This is a genomic window from Halomonas alimentaria, from assembly GCF_009902005.1.
Classification (GTDB): domain Bacteria; phylum Pseudomonadota; class Gammaproteobacteria; order Pseudomonadales; family Halomonadaceae; genus Halomonas; species Halomonas alimentaria.
This window is the reverse complement of sequence record NZ_WUTT01000001.1, coordinates 2840720-2866082: the sequence shown is the minus strand read 5'-3', so window position 1 is coordinate 2866082 and position 25363 is coordinate 2840720. Positions and strand designations below refer to the sequence as shown.

General features: G+C 67.5%; 20 protein-coding genes and 1 tRNA gene. 12 read left to right on the top strand and 9 right to left on the bottom strand.

Features of this window, described 5'->3' with window-relative positions:
* Nucleotides 1-394: 394 nt before the first annotated feature.
* Nucleotides 395-2842, top strand: coding sequence for an acyl-CoA dehydrogenase (locus GRB96_RS13515; protein ID WP_161432626.1), 2448 nt, complete (start codon nt 395-397; stop codon nt 2840-2842).
* Nucleotides 2843-2895: 53 nt separating this feature from the next.
* Here GRB96_RS13515 and GRB96_RS13510 read toward each other — a convergent pair whose 3' ends face one another.
* The 4 genes from GRB96_RS13510 to GRB96_RS13495 form a co-directional block, all read right to left on the bottom strand.
* The gene (locus GRB96_RS13510) at nt 2896-4788 is read right to left on the bottom strand and encodes an SLC13 family permease (RefSeq protein WP_161432625.1); all 1893 of its coding nucleotides are present in this window, start codon (nt 4786-4788) and stop codon (nt 2896-2898) included.
* Between the two features lie 230 nt (nt 4789-5018).
* Nucleotides 5019-5822 carry an enoyl-CoA hydratase-related protein gene (locus GRB96_RS13505; RefSeq protein WP_161432624.1) on the bottom strand — a complete coding sequence of 268 codons (804 nt, stop codon included), beginning with the start codon at nt 5820-5822 and terminating at the stop codon, nt 5019-5021.
* On the bottom strand, nt 5819-8023 hold the full coding sequence (locus tag GRB96_RS13500; RefSeq protein ID WP_161432623.1) for an acetate--CoA ligase family protein: 2205 nt from the start codon (nt 8021-8023) through the stop codon (nt 5819-5821). Before GRB96_RS13500 ends, GRB96_RS13505 begins: the two co-directional genes overlap by 4 nt.
* Nucleotides 8024-8120: 97 nt before the next feature.
* Nucleotides 8121-8921: an enoyl-CoA hydratase/isomerase family protein gene (locus tag GRB96_RS13495; RefSeq protein WP_161432622.1), complete on the bottom strand. Its 801-nt coding sequence runs from the start codon at nt 8919-8921 to the stop codon at nt 8121-8123.
* A 269-nt stretch (nt 8922-9190) separates the two neighbouring features.
* On the opposite strand from GRB96_RS13495, the gene GRB96_RS13490 reads away from it, so the two are divergent.
* The 6 genes from GRB96_RS13490 to putA all read left to right on the top strand — a co-directional run bounded on the left by GRB96_RS13490 (nt 9191) and on the right by putA (nt 17573).
* Entirely contained in the window at nt 9191-10108 is a 918-nt protein-coding gene (locus GRB96_RS13490; RefSeq protein ID WP_338074042.1) for a MurR/RpiR family transcriptional regulator, read from the top strand.
* 486 nt (nt 10109-10594) lie between these two features.
* Nucleotides 10595-10668 (top strand) — tRNA-Gly (locus GRB96_RS13485).
* 62 nt (nt 10669-10730) lie between these two features.
* Complete coding sequence (locus GRB96_RS13480) at nt 10731-11105, top strand: hypothetical protein (RefSeq protein WP_161432620.1); 375 nt, start codon at nt 10731-10733, stop codon at nt 11103-11105.
* 58 nt (nt 11106-11163) lie between these two features.
* The gene (locus GRB96_RS13475; RefSeq protein ID WP_161432619.1) at nt 11164-11991 is read left to right on the top strand and encodes a helix-turn-helix domain-containing protein; all 828 of its coding nucleotides are present in this window, start codon (nt 11164-11166) and stop codon (nt 11989-11991) included.
* 350 nt (nt 11992-12341) lie between these two features.
* Nucleotides 12342-13832, top strand: a complete 1491-nt coding sequence (putP, locus tag GRB96_RS13470; RefSeq protein WP_161432618.1) for a sodium/proline symporter PutP — start codon at nt 12342-12344, stop codon at nt 13830-13832.
* Between the two features lie 75 nt (nt 13833-13907).
* The gene (putA, locus tag GRB96_RS13465) at nt 13908-17573 is read left to right on the top strand and encodes a bifunctional proline dehydrogenase/L-glutamate gamma-semialdehyde dehydrogenase PutA (protein WP_161432617.1); all 3666 of its coding nucleotides are present in this window, start codon (nt 13908-13910) and stop codon (nt 17571-17573) included.
* Nucleotides 17574-17707: 134 nt separating this feature from the next.
* Here the strand turns inward: putA and GRB96_RS13460 are convergent, their stop codons facing one another.
* On the bottom strand, nt 17708-17989 hold the full coding sequence (locus tag GRB96_RS13460; RefSeq protein WP_161432616.1) for a hypothetical protein: 282 nt from the start codon (nt 17987-17989) through the stop codon (nt 17708-17710).
* Between the two features lie 247 nt (nt 17990-18236).
* Here GRB96_RS13460 and GRB96_RS13455 point away from each other — a divergent pair, with 247 nt between their 5' ends.
* The gene (locus GRB96_RS13455; RefSeq protein WP_161432615.1) at nt 18237-18896 is read left to right on the top strand and encodes an OmpW/AlkL family protein; all 660 of its coding nucleotides are present in this window, start codon (nt 18237-18239) and stop codon (nt 18894-18896) included.
* Between the two features lie 96 nt (nt 18897-18992).
* Here GRB96_RS13455 and GRB96_RS13450 read toward each other — a convergent pair whose 3' ends face one another.
* Entirely contained in the window at nt 18993-19325 is a 333-nt protein-coding gene (locus tag GRB96_RS13450) for a YqcC family protein (RefSeq protein ID WP_161432614.1), read from the bottom strand.
* 262 nt (nt 19326-19587) lie between these two features.
* On the opposite strand from GRB96_RS13450, the gene GRB96_RS13445 reads away from it, so the two are divergent.
* The 4 genes from GRB96_RS13445 (at nt 19588) to GRB96_RS13430 (ending at nt 22581) form a co-directional block, all read left to right on the top strand.
* On the top strand, nt 19588-20607 hold the full coding sequence (locus GRB96_RS13445; RefSeq protein ID WP_161432613.1) for a DUF3549 family protein: 1020 nt from the start codon (nt 19588-19590) through the stop codon (nt 20605-20607).
* A gap of 24 nt (nt 20608-20631) precedes the next feature.
* Nucleotides 20632-21069: an ATP-dependent zinc protease family protein gene (locus tag GRB96_RS13440; protein ID WP_161433130.1), complete on the top strand. Its 438-nt coding sequence runs from the start codon at nt 20632-20634 to the stop codon at nt 21067-21069.
* Nucleotides 21070-21100: 31 nt separating this feature from the next.
* A complete protein-coding gene (gene rimK / locus GRB96_RS13435; RefSeq protein WP_161432612.1) occupies nt 21101-22009 on the top strand; it encodes a 30S ribosomal protein S6--L-glutamate ligase in 909 nt (302 codons plus the stop codon).
* 122 nt (nt 22010-22131) lie between these two features.
* On the top strand, nt 22132-22581 hold the full coding sequence (locus GRB96_RS13430) for a hypothetical protein (RefSeq protein ID WP_161432611.1): 450 nt from the start codon (nt 22132-22134) through the stop codon (nt 22579-22581).
* A 101-nt stretch (nt 22582-22682) separates the two neighbouring features.
* Here the strand turns inward: GRB96_RS13430 and GRB96_RS13425 are convergent, their stop codons facing one another.
* The 3 genes from GRB96_RS13425 to GRB96_RS13415 form a co-directional block, all read right to left on the bottom strand.
* The gene (locus tag GRB96_RS13425; RefSeq protein WP_240894170.1) at nt 22683-23411 is read right to left on the bottom strand and encodes a SanA/YdcF family protein; all 729 of its coding nucleotides are present in this window, start codon (nt 23409-23411) and stop codon (nt 22683-22685) included.
* A 71-nt stretch (nt 23412-23482) separates the two neighbouring features.
* The gene (gene sufT, locus GRB96_RS13420; protein WP_161432610.1) at nt 23483-24055 is read right to left on the bottom strand and encodes a putative Fe-S cluster assembly protein SufT; all 573 of its coding nucleotides are present in this window, start codon (nt 24053-24055) and stop codon (nt 23483-23485) included.
* Between the two features lie 40 nt (nt 24056-24095).
* The gene (locus tag GRB96_RS13415; RefSeq protein WP_161432609.1) at nt 24096-25352 is read right to left on the bottom strand and encodes a cysteine desulfurase; all 1257 of its coding nucleotides are present in this window, start codon (nt 25350-25352) and stop codon (nt 24096-24098) included.
* Nucleotides 25353-25363 lie beyond the last annotated feature (11 nt).

The window sequence follows — 25363 nt, the reverse complement described above, 5'->3', positions numbered from 1 at the left end:
CGCCCTGCCCTGCAGCGCGGGGCGTTTTCGTGGGAACAGAGGTACCGCAGATGCAGGAACTTAGGGGCGCTGGGGACAAGTCGTAGAGGAGGTCCTACGCCAGGGGTGAGGAGCACCGCTCCGAACGGGCTGGCCATGGATGGCCAGCACCGGACCTGCAAGCGGAGCGGGACGCGAGAGCGAAGCAGGGCGTCGGTAGCGCCCAGGGAGGGGTTCACAGCGCCTCCTCTACGGTCCGGCGCCCCGGGACTTGTCGCCAGATCAGCCCCGAGCTACGAGCAATCTGCGATAACCCTATGCATGCCTACTGGCCGGTTGCACCGATGTGGGCTAACCTGCAAGAATTCAAACATCTGTTCGAATCCTTGCGACTTACAACAACCGGAGTCTCTCCATGCTCACCCTGATCCTGCTTCTCGCGGCCATCGTTGGCCTGCTCGCGGTGATGCGCCGCGAGGCGGGCGCCCTGCCCGCCCTGGCGGTTCTCGCCGTCACCGGTCTGATAAGCCTGCTCGTCGCCTCCGCGGTGCTTGGCGTCATCCTGCTCGCCGCAGCCGCGGTTATCGCCGCCGCCGGCCTGCCGGCCCTGCGCGGCAAGTGGCTGACCCCGCGCCTCTTCGCCATGTTCAAGAAGGTCTCGCCGAAGGTCTCCGACACCGAACGCACCGCGCTGGAGGCCGGCAGCGTGGCCTGGGACGGCGAGCTCTTCACCGGCAAGCCGAACTGGCAGGCGCTGCTGGACTATACGGACAATGGTCTCACCGAGGAGGAGCGTGCCTTCATCGACCACCAGTGCTCCGTGGCTGCCGGCATGTGCAACGCCTGGGATATCGCCAAGGAGCGTGCCGACCTGCCCCAGGAACTCTGGGACCACCTCAAGCAGGAGCGCTACTTCGGGATGATCATCCCGAAGGAGTACGGCGGCCTGGGTTTCTCCGCCAAGGCCCAGTCCCTGGTGCTGCAGAAGCTCTCCATCAACGAGACCCTGATGGTTACCGTGGGCGTGCCCAACTCCCTGGGCCCGGGCGAGTTGCTGCTCAAGTACGGCACCGACGAGCAGAAGAACCACTACCTGCCGCGGCTGGCCGACGGCCGCGAGATCCCCTGCTTCGGCCTCACCGGCCCTCGAGCCGGGTCTGACGCCACCTCGCTGCCCGACACCGGCGTGGTCTGCAAACAGGAGATCGACGGCAAGGAGGTGCTGGGCGTGCGCCTCAACTTCGAGAAGCGCTGGATCACCTTGGCGCCCATCGCCACCGTGGTGGGCCTGGCCTTCCGCCTGTTCGACCCGGAGAAGCTGCTGGGTGACGAGGAGGATCGCGGCATCACCCTGGCGCTGATCCCCCGCGATACCGCGGGCATGGAGATCGGCCGTCGCCACCACCCCATCGGCAGCCCGTTCCTCAACGGCCCGATCAAGGGCAAGGATGTCTTCGTACCGATGGACACCATCATCGGTGGCGAGGCGATGATCGGCCAGGGTTGGCGGATGCTGGTGGAGTGCCTCTCCGTGGGACGCTGCATCACCCTGCCCTCCGGCGCCACCGGCACCGCCCGCTACGCCATCGGCTGGAGCGGCGGCTTCGCGCGTATCCGCCGGCAGTTCAACGTGCCGGTGGCAGAGATGGAGGGGGTGCAAGAGCCACTCGCCCGCATGACGGCGCTGGGCTATATCGCCCAGGCGGCGGTCTACCAGACCGCGAACACCATCGACCGTGGCGAGAAACCGGCGGTCCCCTCGGCGATCCTCAAGAGCCAGCTCACCGAGTTCCAGCGGGTGATCCTCGGCGACGCCATGGATATCCATGGCGGCAAGGCGGTGACCCTGGGCCCGCGCAACTACTTAGGGATAGGCTACAGCGCCAATCCGGTGGCGATCACCGTGGAAGGCGCCAACATCATGACCCGCAACCTGATGATCTTCGGCCAGGGGGCGATCCGCTGCCATCCCTATGTGCTCGAGGAACTCGCAGCCAAGGATGCCGACGATATCCAGGCCTTCGACCGCGCCTTCTTCGGCCACGCCGGCCTGATCTTCGGCAACGCCGCCCGCGCCTTTACCCAGGGGCTGGGCATCGGCAAGCAGGCGGTGCCCTTCGATGGCGAGGCGCAGCGCTACGCCCAGGAGGTCGCGCGCCTCTCCGCCGGCTTCGGGCTCTGCGCCGATGCCGCCATGGCGAGCCTCGGCGCCACCCTCAAGCTGCGCGAGATGCTCTCGGCGCGTCTGGGCGACGTGCTGTCGAACCTCTACCTCGCCTCCATGGTGCTCAAGCAATGGCACGAGGGAGACAAGGTGGAAGGCGAGGAGGCACTGCTGCACTACAGCTGCCAGCTGCTGCTGGGCCGCGCCGAGCAGGCCCTGGACGAGCTGTTCGACAACCTGCCCAACCGGCTGCTCGCCGGCGTGCTGCGCCGGGTGGTGATGCCACGCGGCAAACGCTTCAAGCGTCCCCATGACGACCTGGCCCGTAGCATCGCCCAGGCGGTCTCACGAGACAGCGCCCTGCGCGAGAAGCTGCTGGCCAACACCTGGAGCGCCGACGACGGCGAACAGGCGAACCCCCTGGCGCAGTACAACGCCCTGCTGGCCACCCAGGAGCGTGCCGAGACCCTCTACCGCACCGTCAACAAGGCCTATGCGAAGGGGGAGCTGCCCTCTGATGCACTGCATCCCGAGCAGCGGGTGGAAGAGGCTGCCAGAGCCGGCATCATCAGTGAGGAGGATGCCACCTTTATGCACGAGCGCGAGGCCCAGGTGCTGGAACTGCTCACCGTGGACGACTTCGAGTACGACGCTTTCGTCATCGACAAGGCCAAGGTACTGCGCCACCACGCCGCCTGACGGTTCTCATCCCCGCCAACCCCACGCCCCGGCCATGTGCCGGGGCGATTCGTTTACAGCGGCCACACCAGCAGGATCATGGGGATGGCCACCAGGGTGATCACCGCCTCCAGGGGCAGTCCCATGCGCCAGTAGTCGCCGAAGCGGTAGCCACCGGGGCCCATCACCAGGGTGTTGGACTGGTGACCGATGGGGGTCAGGAAGGCACAGGAGGCGCTGACTGCCACGGCCATCAGGAAAGGATCCAGGGAGACCCCGAAGCCATTGGCCAGGCTCGCCGCGATGGGTGCCATCAGCACCGCCGCCGCGGCATTATTGACCACGTCGGAGAGCATCATGGTGACCACGAAGAGACCGGTCAGGGTGACCACCACCGGCCATTCGCTACCCCAGGCGAGCATCGCCTCGGCGATCAGCGCGGCGCCGCCGCTGGTCTCCAGCGCCTGCCCCACCGGGATCATGGCACCGAGTAGCACGATCACCGGTCCGTCGATGGCCTGGTAGCCCTCGCGCAGGGGCAGCACCCCCACCAGCAGCGAGACCAGCGCGGCGGTGGCCAGCGCCACCGCCGCGGGCAGCACCCCGGTGAGGATGGCCAGGATGGCGGCGGCAAAGATGGCAAGCGACACCAGCAGCATACGCGGCTGGCCGAGCTGGAGATCGCGCCGGGCGAGGGGCAGGCAACCCAGGGTCGCCAAGCTTTCGGCGAGCTCGCTCTCGCCACCCTGCAACAGCAGCACGTCCCCCGGGCGGAAGCGGATCTCGCGCAGGCGCTGCTTGAGGCGGCCGCCGTCCCGGGCCACCGCTACCAGGTGCAGGCCGAACTGGTTGTGGAGGCGCAGCTGGGTCACGGTGCGGTTGACCATCATGGAGTCGTTGCGCACCACCGCCTCCATCAGCTGTAGCCCCTCGGTGTCCACGCCGCGCTTCTCTTCCTTCTTTTTTTTTCGTTCATCCTTGTCCGTCTCCCTGTCCCCGGCCTGATCCCCGGTCGCGTCTTCACGAGGAGGCCTCGCCACGCGACCCTCCTCGTTCTGTTCCTCCCGCTCTTCCTCCTCGGCGTCCTGGCCCAGGCTCAGGCCGGCCTTCTCCTCCAGCAACTTCATCTCTTCGGGGCCGGCCTCCATCAGCAAGATGTCGCCCTCCCTGAGGGTGCCGAAGAAGGCGTGGCCGGCACGGCGCCTGTCGTCGCGCACCACGGCCAGCACCGGGATGGTCTCCTCCAGCTCCTGCTGGAGTTCACGCAGGCTCAGGCCGTTGGCCTTGGCGTCTTCGCCGACACGCAGCTCGACCAGGTAGTGGGCGGTATCGAACATCGCTTCCGTGGAGGCCTTGCCCGCCCGTTGTGGGACCAGCCGCCAGCCGATCAGCAGTATGAAGGCGAGTCCCGCCAGGGCCACCGTGGCCCCCACCGGCGTGAAGCTGAACAGACCAAAGCCCTCGCCGGTGACGTCGCCGCGGTAGCTGGCGATGATGATATTGGGTGGAGTACCGATCAGGGTGGTGAGACCGCCCAGCAGTGAGCCGAAGGCCAGCGGCATCAGCAGCAGCGATGGTGAAGTGTCGTGCTCCCGGGCCAGGCGCATGGCCACCGGCAGCAGCAGTGCCAGCGCCCCGACGTTGTTCATGAAGCCGGAGAGCACCACCACGGTACCGGTGAGCGCCGCCAGCTGCAGGAAGAGCCGCTCCCCCACCTTGAGCACCTGGTCGGCGATCACATCCACCACGCCGGAGTGCTCGAAGGCGCGGCTGAGCACCAGCACAGCGGCCACGGTGATCACCGCCGGGTGGCCGAAGCCCAGAAAGGCCTCATCGCCGGGCACCAAGCCGAGGATCACCGAGCCGAGCAGCGCGGCCAGCGCCACCAGGTCGTAGCGGAAGCGGCCCCAGACGAAGGCGACCAGGGTCAGCCCGAGCACGATAAAGACCAAGGTGCTGTCGGCCATCGGTTCACCTCCCTGTGAGATCGGATGGCCCCAGCATCGCCAGGCAGGCACCTCGGCGACAAGTGTTTTTTCTTCCGCTCGAGGCTGTTCCGGGGACAAGCCTTCGGGGAGGCGCTGTAAACCCGTCCTTGGGCGCTACCGACGCCATCCCTGGCGTAGGACCTCCCCTCCGACTTGTCCCCGGCGCCCCTCGCTCAGAGCATCAGCGGAAATCAGGAGGTTGACCCGCGTTACTTCGCCATCTTCTCCAGCATGGCGTTGACCGCCTCCAAGTGCTCGGGCTCGTTGTGGCACATGCCCTGGAACACCGCGCAGAGGTCGAGGAAATCCTTGAGCTCGGTGCGCTGCGCCATCTTCATCAGCCGCTTGGTGAGGCGCGTCGCCTTTGGCGGCTGGGCGGCGATGCGGCCGGCCAGCTCGCCCACCTTCTCCATCAGCGCCTCGGGCTCGGTCACCTCCAGCACGATGCCGTACTCCTTCGCCTCCTCGGCGTCGATCACCCGGCCCGAGAGCGTCAGCTCGAAGGCGCGCTGATAGCCGATCAGGCGCTGCATGAACCAGGCACCGCCGTCGCCGGGGATGATTCCCAGGTTGAGGAAGGTCTCGCCGAACTTCGCGCGGGAGGAGGCGATGCGGATATCCGCCATGTTGGCCAGGTCGAAGCCGGCGCCGATGGCCGGGCCGTTGACCGCGGCGATGATCGGCACCTCCACCTCGGCAAGCGCCAGCGGGATGCGCTGGATGCCCCGACGATAGCGCGCCGACACCTCGGCCACGTCGCCGGCGAAGTCGCCGCCGCGGCTGGCCATGTCCTTGACGTTGCCGCCGGCCGAGAAGGCGCTGCCGGCGCCGGTGATCACCAGTACCGAGACCTCGTCGCAGGCGTTGACCCATTGCGCCACGGCGATGATGTCATCGACCAGGGCCGTGCCGGTCAGGGCATTGCGCACATCGTGTCGGTCCAGGGTCAGGGTGGCCACTCGCCCTTCCAGGGTAAGGCGGGCGTCGGTCAGTTGCGGCTGGTGCTGGCTCATGCGTCTGCGTCCTTGTCGGTGGGTTCGGCGTCACGGTCGACGATAACCCGGGCATCCACCACGGCATAGCCGTCGGCGTTGACGATCACCGGGTTGAGGTCGAGTTCGGCAAGTGCCGGGTAGGCCTCGACGATGCGCGACACCTTGAGCAGCAGGTCGACCAGCGAGGCCTTGTCCACCGCCTTCTCGCCGCGCACCCCACCGAGGATCTTCTTGGCCTTGATCTGCTCCACCATGGACTCGGCGTCGTGGCGCGAGAGCGGGATCGAGCGGAAGGCCACGTCCTCGAGGATCTCGACGAAGATGCCGCCGAGGCCGAACATCAGCACCGGGCCGAAGATGGGGTCGCGGATCACCCCGAGGATCACCTCGACGCCCTTCTTCGCCATGGGGGTGACCAGCACGCCCTCGATCTCGGCGCTGGCGTCGTACTCACGGCAGGAGGCGAGGATCGCCTCGCGGGCATCCCGCATCGCGGCCTCGCCTACCACGTTGAGCTTCACGCCACCGGCATCGGACTTGTGCAGGATGTCCTTTGATACCACCTTCATGGCCAACGGTGTCTCGCCACTCTCTCCAGCAAAACGACCTGCGGCATCCACCAGTTCCGCCTCGTTGCGCACTACCAGTTCCAGCGGCACCTCGATGCCGTGGTCGCGAAGCAGGCGCTTGGCCTCGTACTCGAAGAGGTCCCTTCCCTCGGCCCGGGCCTGCTGGAACATGGCGCTGAGCTCGGGAAGCGGCTCCACGCTGCGCTCGCGACTCTGGCGATGGTACTGGGCCAGATACTGGCCACGCTCGCCCAGCGCCGAGAGCACGCGCACCGCATGCTCGATGGAGGCGTAGACCGGCAGCCCCGCCTCGTGCAGGCGACGCAGCGCCGGCGGCTTGACCGGGGTATACAGGCTGTAGATCACCAGCGGTTTCTCGGTGGCATTGGAGAGGTCCACCATCGCCTCGGCGCCACGCATCTCGTCACCCAGCAGCGACTCGGCGAAGCGCTGGCTGTAGCCGCCGAACATGCCCACCAGGAAGACGCTGTCGACGTTGTCATCGGCGGCGACGATCTCCATGCAGGTGGCCAGCAGCGAGGGATTGGCATCGGTGGAGCCGGCCACGTCCACCGGGTTGACGGTGGAGGCCTGGGGGAAGAGCACCTCGCGCAGTTTCGCCCGGGTCGCCTCGGAGAGCTCGGCCAGTTCCAGTCCAGCCTCGGTCAGGCGGTCGGAAGCGATAGTGGCCTGGCCGCCGCCGTCGGAGACGACGGCCACCCGCTTGCCGCGCGCCTTCTGCAGCAGCCCCAGCCCCTCGGCCACGGGCAGGATCTCGTCGGACTGGTGGACCACGCTGACACCCGACTGCTTGAGCAGGTCGACCGTCATGGCGTAGCTGCCGGCCAGGGCCCCGGTGTGGGAGCTGGCCGCCTTCTGGCCCGCCGCGGTGGATCCCGACTTGTAGACCACCACCGGCTTCATGGCGGCGACCTCGCGGGCCACCTCCAGGAACTTGCGCCCGTCGCGGAAGCCCTCCACATAGAGGGTGGCGACGCGGGTGTGGTGGTCCTCGCCTAGGTAGCGCAGGTAGTCGTTGAAGCCGATATCGCTCTGGTTGCCGGGGCCGACATAGGTGGAGAAGCCCACCTGGCCGTTGTACTGCGCCTCCAGCGCCAGCGACAGCAGCATGTTGCCGGACTGCGAGATGATCCCCACGTCACCGGGCTTGACGTTGTCCAGCGACAGCAGGTTGACCTTGTGGTGGAGGTTGAAGATGCCCGAGGTATTGGGGCCGATGATGCGCACGCCGTGGGCACGTGCCTTATCCATCATCTCTCGCTCGAGCTCGGCCCCCTCCTCGCCGATCTCGGCGAAGCCGCTGGCCAGAATCACCGCCCCCTTGATGCCGCGCCGGCCGCACTCGGCGATCAGCCCGGGCACCGAGGGTGCCGGGGTGCAGATCAGCGCCAGCTCGGGATTGCCGGGGATGGCGGTGACCGAGGGCCACGCCTTGACCCCGAGGATCATGTCGGCCTTGGGGTTGACCGGGTAGATCTCGCCCCGGTAGCCATCCTTGATCAGGCCCACCATGGCCTTGTAGCCGCGCTTGGTGGGATCGGCGGAGGCGCCCACCACGGCGATGCCGCTGGGGGCCAGGATGTCGTGCAGCGGGCTGCGGGTGGCGAGGTGTCCTTCGATGGGATTCATATGCTGGCTGACCTTGCCCTCGGGGGCGAATGACGGGTGTGGTTCCGGCCCGGCGGTGGCCGGGCGATAGAGATTCGACGGCGGGTGGCGCCGTGTGTCAGCGGCCCTCGAAGCGCGGTGCGCGCTTCTCGGCGAAGGCGTCGATGCCCTCCTGCCAGTCCCGGGTCGTGCCGACGAACATCATGCCCTCGAGCTCGGCGGTCAGGCAGGCATCCAGGGTACGCTCGCCGGACATGGTCAGCTGCTCCTTGGCCAGCGCCATGGAGAACGGCGCCTTGCCGGCGACCTTCTCGGCAAATGCCAGGGCGGCGTCAAGAAAGTCCTCATCGGGATAGTGGCGATTGGCCAGGCCGATGCGTACCGCCTCGAGACCGTCGATGCGCTCCCCCAGGAAGACCAGTTCGCGAGCCTTGGCCAGGCCGACCAGGCGCGGCAACAGCCAGGTGACACCACCGCCCAGGAAGTTGCCGATGGAGACCTCGGGCAGGCCGATCTGGGCGCTGTCGGCCATCAGCAGGAAGTCGGCGGCGAGGGCGATCTCGGCCCCGGCACCCAGGGCGAAGCCATTCACTGCGGCAATCACCGGGGTCTTCATCTGCATCAGGCGTTTGCAGACGATCTGCTCGCCCTGCAGGTACTGGCGGCGATCGAAGGCGGTGCGCCCGGCCTTGTGCTCCTTGAGGTCGGCGCCGACACAGAAGGCACGCCCCTCGCCGGTGATCACCACCACGCGCACCTCGGGATCCTGCTCGGCCACGGTCAGGGCATCATTGAGCTCGTCGTAGAGCACCTGGGTCACGGCGTTGAGGCGATGGGGTCGGTTGAGGCGAATCTCCTGCACCTGGCCGTGGCGGCGAAGGATGAGGGTCTCGGGGTCTGACGAGGCGGCATGGCTCATGGTGTCGAAAGCGCTCCGGCATGGTGGTGATCAATAACGCGGCGATCAATAACGGGTGACGGACGTTTCCGCCACTGAAAACAAACGTGTCATTATCGATGAGTTTTCAGCACGCTTGTATTGCCTGCATCCTAACCAAGGGCCGCCCTATGGTCAACACGTGCGTGCCACATGAATTGATCTACAGAAACGATTGTTTCACCACCCTGCCGAACACATCGGTTACAATGCGCGCCCCTGCCTCATCCACGACCACTCAGGAGACCGCCGTGCTGGAAAACGATCGCCAAGACGACGCCCCGGTGGACGCCGGCCCGAGCCGCCTGGACGCGGTCAACCAGCAGCTCGCCGAGGCCTATCCCGAGCTCAGCCCGCAGCTCAAGCTGGCCGCAGGCTACGTGCTGGAACACCCGGTGGAGATCGCCTTCCAGTCGATCCGCAAGTCGGCCTCGGCGGCCGCGGTCACCGCCTCGTCACTGGTGCGCCTGGCCAAGCGCCTGGGCTTCGACAGCTATGAGCAGTTTCGTGAGGTGTTCCAGTCGGCGGTACAGGCCGGCCCGGTGGAGCTCTCCGGACGCGCCAGCCAGCTGCGCAGCCTGGCCAGCCAGACCGATGACCAGGTGTTCCTCGATGTGGGGGATGCCGCCTTCGACAATATCGGGCGGCTGTTTACCGCGGACAACCAGGCACGGGTGCGCGAGGCCGCCCGGCTGCTGCTGGGGGCCGACAGGATCGCCGTGGTGGGGTTTCGTGACACCTTCGCCTGCGCCTACCACTTCGCCTATGTGGGGCGCATCGCCATGCCCAATATCCAGCTGATCCGCGGCCAGGAGGGGGGGCTGCTTACCGAGCTTGCGCCCTTCGGCGAGGGGGACGTGGTCGTAGTGTTCGGGTTCGAGCCCTACTGCGCCGAGACCATGCGGGCTCTCGAGATCACCCGGGCGGCGGGGGTAAGCGCCATCGTCATCACCGACACCCTGCGCTCGCCGCTGGTGCCGGGGGCCACCATCACCTTCCCGGTCGCCAACGCCACACCGCACTTCTTCCCGTCGATCCTCTCCGCCATCACCCTGGTGGAGACGCTGCTCGCCGAGTGCGTGGCGTTCGGCCCAGACGACCTTGTGGACAACGTGGCGAGCTTCGAATCACGGATGCGGGCGATGGGCGCCTATGTGGAAAGCTCCTAAGCTGAAAACTGGATAGCAGTCTAATGTAAATCGCCCCCATGGCCAGGCCATGGGGGCGATTTTTCTGGTTCTTCGCAGACTGGCGTGAAAACGAAGTACTCTTAGGCGACGGCGGGATAGAGAAACGGCGGTAAATCCGAGTAGGCCTATGGGTACCGCGACACGGAATACTTCTTCCTGAAGATCCGTGCCGCGTTTCCCGGCAAAATGCGATGAACCAGAAAGAAGGCCGCCTCGAAGGAGGCGGCCAAGATGCGATCGAAACTGCCAGTGGGGCAACAGTGTTAGCGACTGCTATTGCGACTGGCTGTACAGGATCAGACAGCGGCTGGAGAAAAAGTTCGCGACACAACCGAATTTTTCTTGCCTCGCCGGGAATAGCCCTTGGTAAAACAGCCGCTTGGCGCCGCCACGCCGCCATCCCGGAAAAACCACCGGCTCGGGCTTGCATGGCTAAGCGGTTGGTTTTACTATCGATTCGGTATCGCGGGTGTAGCTCAATGGTAGAGCAGAAGCTTCCCAAGCTTAAGACGAGGGTTCGATTCCCTTCACCCGCTCCAGTTTCTTCCCGCCCTCCGTGGCCCTCCCTTCCCCGATACACGGGGTCACGATGGAGCTTGCCATGGCCCTCTTCCTGCTGGTCTTCGCCGTCTGCCTGCTGATCTTCGGTGGCATGGTCGGACTCCTGCTGCTTTCCGGCACGCCGCGCTTTCGCACCGACCCCGAGCAGCTGCTGACGCTCTTCGACCAGGCCCTGGAGGGCCGCGTGAACGAGAGTGAATGGAACGCCATCATGGGCTACCCGATCCGTCACGACGACTATCTGGATGGCGTGCGACGCCGTGCCCAGCGCCTGATGGAAGAGCACGGCAACCACGGCCGCGCCGCCCGCGGCAAGCCGCTGCTGGACGCGACGGGACATGGCGAGCTCGAGGCGCTGCGCGCCCACCTGGCGAGCCGCCAGGCCCTGCGCGAGCGTCAACGCAGCGTGGAATGAGACATCCTGCCGCAAGAGGTAAAATGTCACTTCGCCCGCCAGCCTGAGGGAGGCCGCCATGCCCAGCGTGATCCGCCAGATTCCCCTCGATACCGCTACCCACCACCATGCCCATGACTTCCATCAGGTGGTTATCGGCCTTCGCGGCCGCGCGGAGTTCGAGATCGAGGGGCTGGGCGGCGCCATCTCGGCGCTCTCCGGCTGCATCGTGCCGGCCAACCATGTGCATTACTACGCAGGCACCGGCGACAACCGCCAGCTGATTCTCGACCTGCCGACCCGATCCGTGGCCCTGACCGGGCACCAGCAGCGGCTCTCCCGGCTGTTCGATGCTCCCCGCTTCTTTACCCTGGACGACCCGCTCAAGCGCTACCTGGAATTCCTGTTGCTGGAACTCGAACACTCGGCCCACGACCACGAGCAGGGCGAGCGCCTCGCCGCCACCCTGTTGGGCTGCCTGCACAGCCGCCTGGCCCGTGATGAACCGCCGCCTGCCCCGCGACTCGACCTGGAGCGACTCGAGCGTTTCATCGAGGCGCATCTTGCCCGCCGGCTGAGCGTCGCCGACCTGGCCCGAGAAGCGTGCCTCAGCGAGTCGCACTTCCGCGACTGCTTCCGTCAACAGACCGGTCTCACACCCTGGCAATTCGTGCGCCGGCGGCGCCTGGAGGCTGCCCGGCGCCTGCTCGACGAGAGCCGGCTGCCGTTGGCCGAGATCGCCGCCCTCACCGGCTTCAGCACCCAGAGCGCGCTTTCCCACGCCTGTCGCGAGGCGTATGGCCAGCCACCGAGCCGCCTGCGTGGGCGCCTGGCCGCCACGTCCCGGCCCACCGCCGGCGCGCTGGGACGCGCCGCTCCCTCACCACGAATTAAGACAAAAGTCTAACCATCTGACGCCATCGTCGGGCAATTACCGCGGTTTTCGCAACAACTCCCGCGGAATCCATAAGCATCATCGGCGCCTGACACCTACAGTCAGGGGCAGGCCAGGCTGCAAGAGCTTCGCCCTCATGGCGCCGGCGAGGCCGGAGAGGGGGTCCAGCCCCGGACGCCACACGAACCGACTGACATCACAGGAGGCCACCACCGGAAGACACCGCCAACAAGCCTCGGAACATCCGGGCGTGGCGAGATCGATACAACAAGGTCAATAAAGTGGTGTCCGACTGCCGACCCCTCGGCACTGGCACCAACCACTTGGAGCCAAGCTCCACCCTGATGAACTGGAGAGTTTTCATGGAAACTGGTGTATGGATCAGCCTGCTGGGCTACTTCGTACTCATGATCGCCATCGGCGTTTATGCGATGCAGAAGGCTACCTCGTCCTCCGAGGACTACATGCTGGGGGGCCGCGGCTTGAGCCCCAAGGTGGCCGCGCTGTCGGCGGGGGCCTCGGACATGAGCGGCTGGCTGCTGCTGGGCCTGCCGGGGGCCATGTTCGTGTCGGGCCTCGGTTCGGCCTGGATCGGCATCGGCCTGCTGGTGGGCGCCTTCTTCAACTGGACCCTGGTGGCGCCGCGTCTGCGTGAACAGACGGTCCACTACGGCAACGCGATCACCATCCCCGAGTTCCTGGCCAACCGCTTCCCGACCCGCGCCCTGTCGCTGCGCACCGTGTCGGCGGTCGTCATCGTGGTGTTCTTCGCGGTCTACACCGCCTCCGGCCTGGTGGCGGGCGGCAAGCTGTTCGAGAGCGCCTTCGCCGGGGTGTTCAACTTCGGCGGCATGAGCGACTACAGCGCCGGGGTCGTCATCACCCTGGGCATCGTGCTGGTCTACACCGTGATCGGTGGCTTCCTGGCCGTCAGCCTGACCGACTTCGTGCAGGGCTGCATCATGATGCTGGCGCTGGTGATCATGCCCGCCGTGGTGCTCTTCGGTGAGGGCGGCGGCGGCTTCGCCCAGGCCTCCCAGACGCTCAATGAGGTGGACCCCTCCCTGCTCACCTGGACCGAGGGCCTGACGATCATCGGCTGGCTCTCCGCGGTGACCTGGGGCCTGGGCTACTTCGGCCAGCCGCACATCATCGTGCGCTTCATGGCCATCCGCAGCCTCAAGGAGGTTCCGGTGGCACGCAACATCGGCATGTCCTGGATGGCCATCTCGCTGATCGGCGCCGTGTCACTGGGCCTGTTCGGCCGCGCCTTCGCCGTGCGCAACGGCATGGATGTCGAGGACCCGGAGACCATCTTCATCATCCTCGCCGACCTGCTGTTCCACCCGCTGGTCACCGGCTTCCTGTATGCCGCGCTGCTGGCAGCGATCATGAGCACCATCTCCAGCCAGTTGCTGGTCTCCTCCTCGTCGCTGACCGAGGACTTCTACCGGCTCTTCCTGCGCAAGCAGGCTTCCGACAAGGAGACGGTGGCGATCGGTCGCCTGTGCGTGGTGCTGGTGGGCATCGTCGCCGTGATGATCGCCTCCAACCCCGACTCCCAGGTGCTGGGCCTGGTCAGTAACGCCTGGGCAGGCTTCGGCTCGGCCTTCGGCCCGCTGATCATCCTCTCGCTGATGTGGCGGCGCACCAACGGCGCCGGCGCCATCGCCGGCATGGTGGTCGGTGCCCTCACCGTGATGATCTGGATCTCGCTGGGCTGGAACGGCTCCTTCATGGGCGGACCCGGTGTCTACGAGATCATCCCCGGCTTCATCGCGGCCTGGGTGGCCATCATGGTGGTGAGCCTCGCCACCGCCGATGCCGGTGAATATCAGCATATCGAGCGCTAGGTCAGGGCAGGTTCCGCGCTGAACCAAGCAATGTCATGTGGCCCCGCACGCGGGGCCACTTGCAGGAGAGCAACCATGAACCACGCCAACCCGGGTCCCCAGCCGGTCGAGAACGCCCTGCGTACGCGTATCCGCGACCACTACTCTATTGATGAAGCCAGCGTGCTGAAGGGTCTGCTGGAGCAACTCCGACTCTCCGAGGAGGAGCGCCGCCGGATCGCCGAGGCCGGCGCGGGATACGTGGCCCGCGTACGCAAGGAGACCTCCCCCTCGATGATGGAGGCATTCCTGGCCGAATACGGCCTCTCCACCGCCGAGGGGGTCGGCCTGATGTGCCTGGCCGAGGCCCTGCTGCGGGTCCCCGATGCCGAGACCATCGACGACCTGATTCACGACAAGATCGAGCCGTCGGACTGGGGAGCCCACCTGGGCAAATCCTCGTCATCGATGGTCAACGCCTCGACCTGGGCGCTGATGCTGACCGGCAAGGTGCTCGACGACGATCCCAAGGGGCCGGTGCGCGCGCTGCGCGGCCTGGTGCGACGCATGGGCGAGCCCGTGGTCCGCACCGCGGTCGGCCAGTCGATGCGCATCCTCGGCCGCCAGTTCGTGCTCGGCCAGACCATCGAGGAGGGCATGAAGAATGCCCGTGACCTCGAGAAGCAAGGTTACACCTACTCCTACGACATGCTCGGCGAGGCGGCTCGCACCGACGAGGACGCCCTGCGTTATCACCAGGCCTACGCCGCGGCGATCGCGGCGATCGCCAAGCAGGCCAAGGGCGACGTGCGTGGCAGCCCCGGCATCTCGGTCAAGCTCTCGGCGCTGCACCCGCGCTACGAGACCACCCACCGCGAGACCGTGATGGAGGTGCTGGTGCCGCGCGCCAAGGAGCTGGTGCAGCAGGCAGCGAAGGCCAACATCGGCTTCAACATCGACGCCGAGGAGCAGGACCGCCTGGACCTCTCGCTGGACGTGATCGAGGCGCTGATGGCCGACCCCAGCCTCGACGGCTGGGACGGCTTCGGGATCGTGGTGCAGGCCTACGGCCGCCGCGCCGCCCCGGTGATCGAGGCGCTCTACGACCTCGCCGAGCGCCACGACCGGCGCATCATGATACGCCTGGTCAAGGGCGCCTACTGGGACACCGAGATCAAGCTGGCCCAGGAGATGGGCGTCGAGACCTTCCCGGTCTTCACCCGCAAGGTCAACACCGACGTCAGCTACATGGCCTGTGCGCGGCTCCTGCTCGAGCGGCGGGACCGCATCTACCCGCAGTTCGCCACCCACAACGCCCACACCTGCGCCGCCATCGTGGCCATGGCGGGCGACGACAAGGACAGCTACGAGTTCCAGCGCCTGCACGGCATGGGCGAATCGCTGCACCAGATCGTCAAGGAGACCGAGGGGACCCACTGCCGCATCTACGCCCCGGTGGGCGCCCACCGCGACCTGCTCGCCTACCTGGTGCGTCGCCTGCTGGAGAACGGGGCCAACTCCTCGTTCGTCAACCAGGTGGTGGACGACTCGATCCCCCCGAGCGAGGTGGCCCGGGACCCGGTGGCCGGTCTGCTCGAGCTGGGCGACACCATTGCCAGCCCCATGATCCGCCAGCCCGGCGAGCTCTTCGCACCTGACCGGAAAAACTCCCGTGGCTACCGCATCAATGAGCCCGCCTCCATCCTACCGCTGCTGAAGGCCCGCGAGGCGTTCGCCGACACTACCTGGCGCGCCGGCCCCATGCTGGCCGGTAGCCCCGCGCCCCGGGGCGAGGCCCGTGATGCCCTCTCACCCGCCGACGGCACCCGGGTCGTCGGCCAGGTACATGAGGCCACGCCTGAGGAGGTGACGGCCGCCCTCGACGCCGCCGAGGCGGGCTTCCAGGAGTGGTCGGCGCGCCCCGTGGCCGACCGCGCCGAGGTACTGCGACGTACCGCCGACCTCTACGAGGAGCACATCGCCGAGCTGACGGTGATCTGCACCCGCGAGGCGGGCAAGATGATGTTCGACGGCATCGCCGAGGTGCGCGAAGCGGTCGACTTCCTGCGCTACTACGCCAACGAGTGCGAGCGGCTGGAGACGGAGGAGCCCGGCAGCGCTCGGGGCACCTTCGTCTGCATCAGCCCCTGGAACTTCCCGCTGGCCATCTTCACCGGCCAGATCGCCGCGGCCCTGGCGGCCGGCAACGCGGTGCTCGCCAAGCCTGCCGAGCAGACCCCGCTGATCGCCGCGCGGGCCGTCGAGCTGATGCGCGAGGCGGGCCTGCCCGAGGCGGCGCTGCAGCTGCTGCCCGGCGATGGCCCGACCGTGGGCGCACCGCTGACCAGCGATCCACGCATCGCTGGGGTCTGCTTCACCGGCTCCACCGAGGTGGCGCAGATCATCCACAAGACCCTGGCACAGAACGCCGGGCCGGATGCCATCCTGATCGCCGAGACCGGCGGCCTGAACGCCATGATCGTGGACTCCACGGCGCTGACCGAGCAGGCGGTGCGCGACATCCTGATCTCCTCCTTCCAGTCGGCCGGCCAGCGATGCTCGGCGCTGCGCATGCTCTATGTGCAGGAGGAGGCGCGCGAGCGGCTACTGCATATGCTCGACGGCGCCATGGACGCGCTGACCATCGGCGACCCCTGGAACACCGACACCGACGTCTCGCCGGTGATCGACGCCGAGGCCCAGGCCGACATCAGCGCCTACGTGGCGGAGAAGGAAAAGGCCGGCAAGGTATTGAAAAAGCTGCCTGCGCCGGACGTCGGCACCTTCGTCACCCCCGCCGTGGTCGAGGTCGGCGGGATCGAGGACCTCGAGCGCGAGATCTTCGGCCCGGTGCTCCACGTGGCCACCTTCAAGGCGCGCGACATCGACAAGGTGGTGGACACCATCAACGACCGTGGCTACGGCCTCACCTTCGGCCTGCACACCCGCATCGACGACCGCGTGCAGCAGATCGTCGAGCGCATCCACGTGGGCAACATCTATGTCAACCGCAACCAGATCGGCGCCATCGTCGGCTCCCAGCCCTTCGGCGGCGAGGGGCTCTCGGGCACCGGCCCCAAGGCGGGCGGCCCGCTCTACGTCAACCGCTTCCGGCGTACCGCCCGGGAGGAGCGCCTCGCGGCGCCCGAGGGTGACGCCATCGGCAAGGAGGCGCTGCAGGCGGCGCTGGATGGCCTCGATGCGCGCAACTGGTCGGCGCGCCCCGATCGCGTGGAGGTGCTGCGTCGCGCACTCTCCGGCAAGGGCGGGGTGATCCGCAAGGCGCTGGCCGAGACCGCGGCGCTGGACATGACGCCCCAGACGCTGCCCGGGCCCACCGGGGAAAGCAACCGCCTGTCGATGTACCCGAAGGGCATGGTGCTGTGCCTCGGCCCGACCCTGGAGATCGCCATCGCCCAGGCGGTACAGGCACTCGGTTGCGGCTCCCCTGCGCTGGTGGTCGCCCCGGGGGCGAGCCAGGCGGTGGGGCCGCTGGTCGAGGCGGGAGCACCGGTCGCCGGCCTCGACGGCAGCGTGGCGGCCGAGACGCTGACCGAGCTTGCGGGCATCGCCAGCGTCGCCGCGGCCGGCACCAGCGACTGGACCCGCGAGCTGCGCCTGGCGTTGGCCGCGCGCGAAGGCGCCATCGTGCCGCTGGAGACCCAGGCCATCGCCCCGGAGCGCTACGTGGTGGAGCGCCACCTGTGCATCGACACCACCGCGGCGGGGGGCAACGCCAGCCTGCTGGCCACGGCCGAGTAGGCCAGGCAAGACGCGCGAGGGTATCCCCCTCGCGCCATCCCACCCACACCGTGCAGGCCCTCGCCTGCCCCTTCCCACCAGCGGGCCGCCCTCGGGCGGCCCGCTGCGTTAGCGGCGTTTTTCGGCGGGCCGGTCTACCCCGAGAGCGCCCGTCCCGCCAGCAGCAGGGTGAAGGCGACCAGGGCCCCCAGCCGCCAGGCTGACGACGGCGCCCGCCTGGCCCTCTCCATCACCAGTGGGGCGGAAAAGGCCGCCCCCAGGGTGGCAACACCCAGCAGCACCAGCGGCAACCTCAGCGGCATGGGCAGGGCACCGATCAGCTCGGGCTCGAACAGCAGCCATACCGCCAGGCCGGCGGCCAGCAGCAGTCCCACCAGGGTCAGTCGGCTCTCGTCCCGCGGGCTCGCGTTTCCCATCCCGGCGCCTCCATGGTTAGTCCTCCCGTAAGTGAAGCCGATAGCGGCGAGTTCGGCGACCTGTCGCCAGACGGCTACGCTTCTCCGAACGTCGAGTCCACGCCAAGGGTGGCCCCAAAGGTGGCAGTTCACCGCACTGCATCATTTCCTTGCGCTGGATCAACTCCCTCAGCGGGAAGCGCGGCTACACTGAACTTATCTTCCCTTGCGGCGTCGTGCCGCACCCGAGCCAGCAGGAGCCGAAACCATGCGCAAGAGTGCCCTCACCACCCTGATCGCGGCGAGCGTCGCCGCCGCTGCCGTCACCGCCAGCACCCAGGCCTTCGCTTACGGCGCCGGCGACTTCTTTACCCGCGTCGGCGTGGCCAAGGTCGAGCCCAAGAGTGATAACGGCTCGCTGGATGCGGTCGCAATCGATGCGTACGGGCTGGAAACTGATGTGGAAGACGACAGCGCCTTCGCCTTTACCTTGGGTTATCGCTTTACCGACAAGCTGGGCGTCGAGCTGCTGGCCGCCGAGCCCTTCGACCATGACTTTACGCTCGGCGGTGGCGCCGCGACTGGTTCTACTGACCACCTGCCGCCGACGCTGACCCTGCAGTACTACCCGCTGGGCGGCACCGATGCCTATGTGCAGCCCTATATGGGTGTGGGCGTCAACTACACCAAGTTCTCCGATGAGAAGGCTACTGTTGCCGGTGTAGGAGAGGTGGATGTTGAGTTTGATGATTCGTGGGGCGCCGTCGGCCAACTGGGCGTGGACCTGCTGATCGACGACAACTGGGCCCTCAACGGCGCGGTCTGGTATATGGATATCGACTCCGACGCTAAGATCGCAGGCATTGACGCCGGCAAGGTCGAGATCGACCCGGTGGTGGTGATGGGTGGCATCAGCTACCGGTTCTGATCCGCAGCCGACACCGAACGCAGCGGGGCCCGCCAATGGCGGGCCCCGCTGCGTTATGGTCCGGCTATCCGTCGAACCGGCCACTGGGTGGCCGGTTCAGTTCTCGGTGACCAGGCGGTCGATCTCCTCCACCGCCTGGCAGAGCAGCAGCCGGTCGCTGGCGCGCACCCCCTCCTGGGTGAGATAGGCCTCCAGCGCCGGGGCCACGTCGCAGCTTGCCGGCAGCGCGGCGCGCCGCTCCACCAGGGCGTCCAGGCGGGCGATAAACACGAAGCGCAGCCACTGGGGCAGCGCCATGGTATCGACGCAGAAGGGCTGCTGGCTGTCGAACGCCGCGGGGTCGGGCGTCTCCATGCGCCACAGGTTGGCGGCCTTCATGGTGGCCTCGAGCCGGCGCAGGGATTGGTCGAGTTCGTCGTGAACCGTCATCGGGGAAACTCCATGCGGGTGTGGGGCCATTATCCCGCCCCCGGCGGCGAGTGGCCACCCGTCGCACCGCTGTCCACTCCCCCATTCACAGTTTCCGTGAACGGGGCTGTGGATAACCGCTGGAAAGAGTTCGCCAGCCCCGATGTCATGGGCGCCGGCGGCCGGCGGTCAAGATTTGACCATTGCCCCGGGATCCACGGCGAACCTGCTGACAGTCCATCGATGCCGCGGTAGAGTGCACGCTCTGACAAGCGGAGATGCCATGCAACCCATCCACACCCTTCACGATTTCTTCGTGCGCAGCGGTGCCGAGGTGCGGCTCTACCACCTTGGCCGGCGCGTGGAACCCTGCGAGATGGCCACCCTGGCGGCCCTGGAGGATGACGCGACGCCCTGGCCCGCCCCCTGGCAGGGCCAGGCCAGGCTGGGTCTGGTCTTTCGCCTGGGTGACATGCAGGACCCGCTGATCTGGTTCCTGGCGCTGCCCCTGGATGAACAGGGCCGCCTCGACCCGGCATCCCGCGATGCCTTCGTGCAGCGGCTGCTCGAGACCCTGGGGCGCAGCGTGGGGAGCGTCGGCCGCGAGGATGGCCAGGCGGTGGATAACCTGATGAAGGACAATCCCCTGGCATTCACCCCTTCGCTGCCCTTCCAGGCCATGCTGCACGCCCGCGCCAGTCACGACCTGGGCCGTCCGGCCAGCCAGCACCTGGAGCCGGTGGAGGCCTACCTGAGCGGCCAGCAGGCCCTCGACTGGCAGGCCCTCGGCCTCCAGGGGCTGGCCGACTTCGCGGTGCGCATGGGCGAGGAGGAGCGCCGCCAGCTGGTGGCGCGGCTTCCCGACCTGCCCCACGCGGTACTGATCTCGCTGTGCTACTGCCTGGAGCATGTGGCCATCGATGGCGAGCTGGCCGCTGCCCTGCGCACCCGGGGCGAGGCGGCCGCCGAGGCCGGTGACGTGGAGGCCATGTGTGCCTGTGTGCGCGCCGTCTCGGGAAGCGAGGCCGCCGGCGCCTGGTTCGACAGCCTGCTCGCCGATGCCCACGCCTGTGGTCCCGACCTGCTGGCGGCCATCGCCGCACGCGGCTGGCCCCTGCTCGAGGATGGCCAGCGGCTGCCACGCTACCTGGAGCGCCTGGCCAGCTGCGAGCAGGCCGACTTCATGACAGTGGCCCGCGACCTGGCCCTGATTCCCAGGCTGCGACTGCCGGTGCTGATGACCCTGCGCGAGGCGCCCGCCGACTCGCCCATCGGCCGGCGGCTCGCGGCCCTGACGCGCTGAAGGCGAGAACGACCCATGACGATGATGAAGGAACTGCCCTATACCCCCAAGGCGGTGATCGGCCGCCGCGAGATGGTCGAGCTGCCGGAGATGCACCTCGTGCTGTGCGCCAAGGCGGATACCGGGGCACGCACCTCGGCGCTGCACGCCGAGGACATCGAGTCCTTCGAGGAGGACGGCCACCTGTGGGTCAGCTTCACCACCCGCAGCGGGGGCCCCGAGACACCGCCCCACGTCTTTCGCATGCACCTCCACGACCGCCGCAAGGTGCGCAGCTCCAACGGCCAGGAGGAGTGGCGCTACGTGATCCGCACGCCCATGCGCCTGGGCTCGCTGGAGTACCAGGTGGAGCTCTCCCTGACCGACCGGCGCAATATGCGCCACCCCATGCTGCTGGGCCGCCGCGCCCTGCGCCGCCTGCTGGTGGCGCCCGGCGCCGCCTTCCTGCACGGCGAACCCTGAACCGACCGGCCCATCGTCCCGGAGCTACTCGATGCATATCGCGCTGCTGTCACGCAATCGCAACCTCTACTCCACGCGGCGCCTGGTGGAGGCCGCCGAGGCGCGCGGCCACACCGCCCGGGTGGTCGACACCCTGCGCTGCTACATGAGCATCGCCGCCCACAACCCCTCGATCCACTACAAGGGGGAGGAGCTGGAGCCCTTCGACGCGGTGGTGCCGCGTATCGGTGCCTCGGTGACCTTCTACGGCTGTGCGGTGCTGCGCCAGTTCGAGATGATGGGCACCTATGTGCTCAACGATAACGTCTCGATCACCCGCTCCCGGGACAAGCTGCGCTCGCTGCAGCTGCTGTCGCGCAAGGGACTGGGACTGCCGATCACCGGCTTCGCCCACTCCCCCGACGACATCCCCGACCTGATCACCATGGTCAAGGGCGCCCCCCTGGTCATCAAGCTGCTCGAGGGCACCCAGGGCATCGGCGTGGTGCTGGCCGAGACCAATCAGGCGGCGGAGAGCGTGATCCAGGCCTTCATGGGCATGAAGGCCAATATCATGGTCCAGGAGTACATCAAGGAGGCCCGCGGCGCTGATATCCGTTGCTTCGTGATCGGCGACAAGGTGGTGGCGGCCATGAAGCGCCAGGCCGCCGATGGCGAGTTCCGCTCCAACCTGCACCGTGGCGGGACCGCCAGCGTGATCCGCATCACGCCGGAAGAGCGCTCCACGGCGATCCGCGCCGCCAAGGCCATGGGCCTGAGGGTGGCCGGCGTCGACCTGCTGCGTGCCAATCACGGCCCGGTGATCATGGAGGTCAACTCCTCGCCAGGGCTGCAGGGGATCGAGACGGCCACCGGCAAGGATATTGCCGGGTTGATCATCGAACACCTGGAGAAGAATGCCGCCCCGGCCCGCAAGGCACCGCCTAAGCCCAAGGGGTAATTGCCAGTTGTGCACAGGCCAGGCCCAATGGGCATCGCGGATTCCACACTTATTCCAGTCCGGGGGTAGCAAAACAGTGTTTCCCCGGCCACAATCTGCGTCACCAAAGGGGGTGACCGCTCATGTTTCTCGACAATCGCCAGGTGGCGATGGACAGCGTGCTGGAAGCGCTGGCCGATAGCATCGACTACTTTCAGGACAATCTGGAGCGCCTGCGCCCATCGCTGCGCGACGCACTCAAGCCGCACTATGAGGCGCGCAGCCAGTCGATGCGCGAGCTGCAGGAGCTCGCCCGGGAGCATCTCAACATGCTGCCCCGGGACGCCGACGTCGAGCGCGACGACTACATGTGGCTGTGGAGCCGGCTGAAGAGCTTCGTCGGCAACGAGAGCCAGGTGGTGATCGGGGAGCTGTTGGAGCAGGAACGCGTGCTGATGCAGGCACTCTCCAACCTGATGACCCACCCCCTGCCCGATGCCCTGGAGCCAAAGGTAGAGGAGTGCTGGAAGGGCTGCCGGGCGCTGATCCGCGAGCTCTACACGCTGCAGAAGAGCCGCCCCAAGCGGCGCTGAGCACTCTTGTCCGAATGGCGCTGAAGGCTTATGTCCGAGTGACGCTGAAGGCTTATTCCCGAATGGCGCTGAAGGCTCTGGGTGACACCGAGGGCTGCTGATCAGCGCCGCTCTGCTGGCGGTCCCGGCGTATCGTCGGCCCACCCCTGCGGTGGCAGACGCTGCGGCACGATTACCAGCGGCTCTCTAGGGCCCAGGAAGTGGGGCTCACGCCCCCACAGATAGAGATCCCCCAGGGTGGCCAGGCGCGCCACCCACTCCCGCGCCGCCAGCCGCCACTGCCCCCTCACCTCCCGTGTCGATACCGCGCAGCCCTGGGCCTCGATGCCCAGCGCCTCGGCGATGAACAGCGCTCGGGGCAGGTGCCAGGCCTGGGTGACCAGCAGTGCACGCTCCACGCCGAATACCTGGCGGGCTCGGGCCAGGGTATCGAAGGTACTGAAACCGGCGTAATCGAGCGTCATGGCGGTTTCGGGCACCTCGCGGCCGCGCAGGTCGCGCCACATGGTGATGGGTTCGTTGTAGGAGAGAGTGCGGTTGTCGCCGGAGAGCAGCAGGTGGTCGACGCGGCCCAGGCTCAGCAGCTGCGCCGCGGCGCTCATGCGCGCCTCGAAGTAGGGATTGCGGACCCCGCTGCGGGTCCAGTGTGAGGTGCCAAAGACGATGCCCACCCGTTCGGCACGGCACATCGGCAGATCACGCTCGATACGCTCACGGGTCTCTCCCAGCACCCAGAGGTTGGCGAGCAGCAACAGCAGAGCCGCCAGCAGCACCGCCGTGCCCAGCGCCATCAGGATGGCCCGGAGGACCCGCCATGCTGCCAACTTCATCGGCATCTCCTGTACCCCCTGCGTGCGGCACGTCCCGGTCGACCTCCCCGAGGTGCCGCGAGCACAGGCCGCTAGAACATGCCGAGCTCGAGCTTGGCCTCGTCGCTCATCATCTCACGGCTCCAGGGCGGATCGAAGACGATCTCGGTGTGTACCTTGCTGATCTGCGGGGCACCGAGGATCTTGTTGCGCGCATCGGCGGCGATCACGTCGCCCATGCCGCAGCCCGGCGCGGTGAGCGTCATGCGGATGGTGACGATGCGCTCGCCGCTGATCAGCCGCTCGAGGCGACAGCCGTAGACCAGCCCCAGGTCGACGATATTGACCGGGATCTCCGGGTCGAAACAGGTGCGCAGCTGGTCCCACACGAACTGCTCGATCTCCTCGTCGGAGGCGTCCTCGGGCAGGGTCGGGCGCGGCAGCGCCTCCAGGCCCAGGGCGTCGAGGTTGGCGCCCTCGATCAGGTAGAGGCGCCCCTCGAAGCCGACACTGACCGTGCTGCCCTTGGCCTGCATCACGCTGACCACGCTGTCCTCGGCGAGGGTCACGGTCTTGCCGAAGGGGATGGAGATCACCTCCACGTCGCGCTGCAAGGGCAGCTCCTGCCCCTTGTGGAGGCTCGCTATCTGCTCGATATCGCTCATGGCGTTCCTTTATCTGGCGGATTCCCTGTCCGACCGGGGCTTACCTGACCATGCCGATGACGCGTTCCAGGGCCTCGGCGAAGACGTCGATCTCTTCCAGGGTGTTGTAGGCGGCGAACGATGCCCGGCAGGTGGCGTCCACGCCGAAGTGGGCGAGCAGCGGCTGGGCACAGTGGTGACCGGTACGGATCGCCACCCCGAGCTGGTCGATCAGCAGACCGATATCCTGGGCATGGGCGCCGTCGACCACGAACGACAGCACCCCGGCCTTGTCCGGGGCGGTGCCCAGGATGCGCAGGCCATCGATGTGCAGGACCCGCTCGGTGGCGTGGGCCAGCAGCCGGCCCTCCCAGGCGCCGATGGCGTCGAGACCGACGCCGGCGACCCACTTCAGCGCCTCGCCCAGGGCGATCACCTCGGCGATGGCCGGGGTGCCGGCCTCGAACTTGTGGGGAAGCCCGGCGAAGGTGGTACCGGCCTCGAAGGAGACCGTGGCGATCATCTCGCCACCGCCCTGCCAGGGCGGCATCGCCTCGAGCAGCTCGGCCTTGCCGTAGAGCACGCCGACACCGGTGGGGCCGTAGACTTTGTGCCCGGAGAAGGCATAGAAGTCGGCGTCGATATCGCGCACGTCCACCGCCTGGTGGGGCGTGGCCTGGGCGCCGTCGACCAGGATCAGCGCGCCGTGGGCATGGGCGATCGCCGCCATCGCCTTGACCGGGTTGACCGTGCCGAAGGCGTTGGAGACATGGTTCACCGCCACCAGCCGGGTGCGCTCGGTGAAGAGCTCGCGGTAGGCGTCGAGGTCGAGAACGCCGCGTTCGTCCACCGGGATCACCTTGATGGTGAAGCCGAGCTCGGCGGCCAGCAGCTGCCAGGGCACGATATTGGAGTGGTGCTCGAGGCGCGAGATCAGCACCTCGTCGCCGGCCTTGAGGTTGGCGCGCCCCCAGCTGTTGGCCACCAGGTTGATCGCCTCGGTGGTGCCGCGGGTGAAGATGATCTCGCGGGTCTCGGCTGCGTTCAGGAAACCGCGCACCGTTTCCCGGGTGCCCTCGAAGGCCGCCGTGGCCTCGTCTGCCAGGGTGTGCAGCCCGCGGTGAATATTGGCGTTGTAGCCGCCGTAGTAGGCGTCGAACGCCGCGATCACCTGGCGCGGGGTCTGGCTGGTCGCCGCGTTGTCGAGATAGACCAGCGGCCTGCCATGCACCTGGCGGGAGAGGATCGGGAAGTCCGCGCGGATCGCCGCGACATCGAGACTCGGCATCGCCGCGGCACGGGTGGCCAGGTCGTTCATGGCAGGCTCCT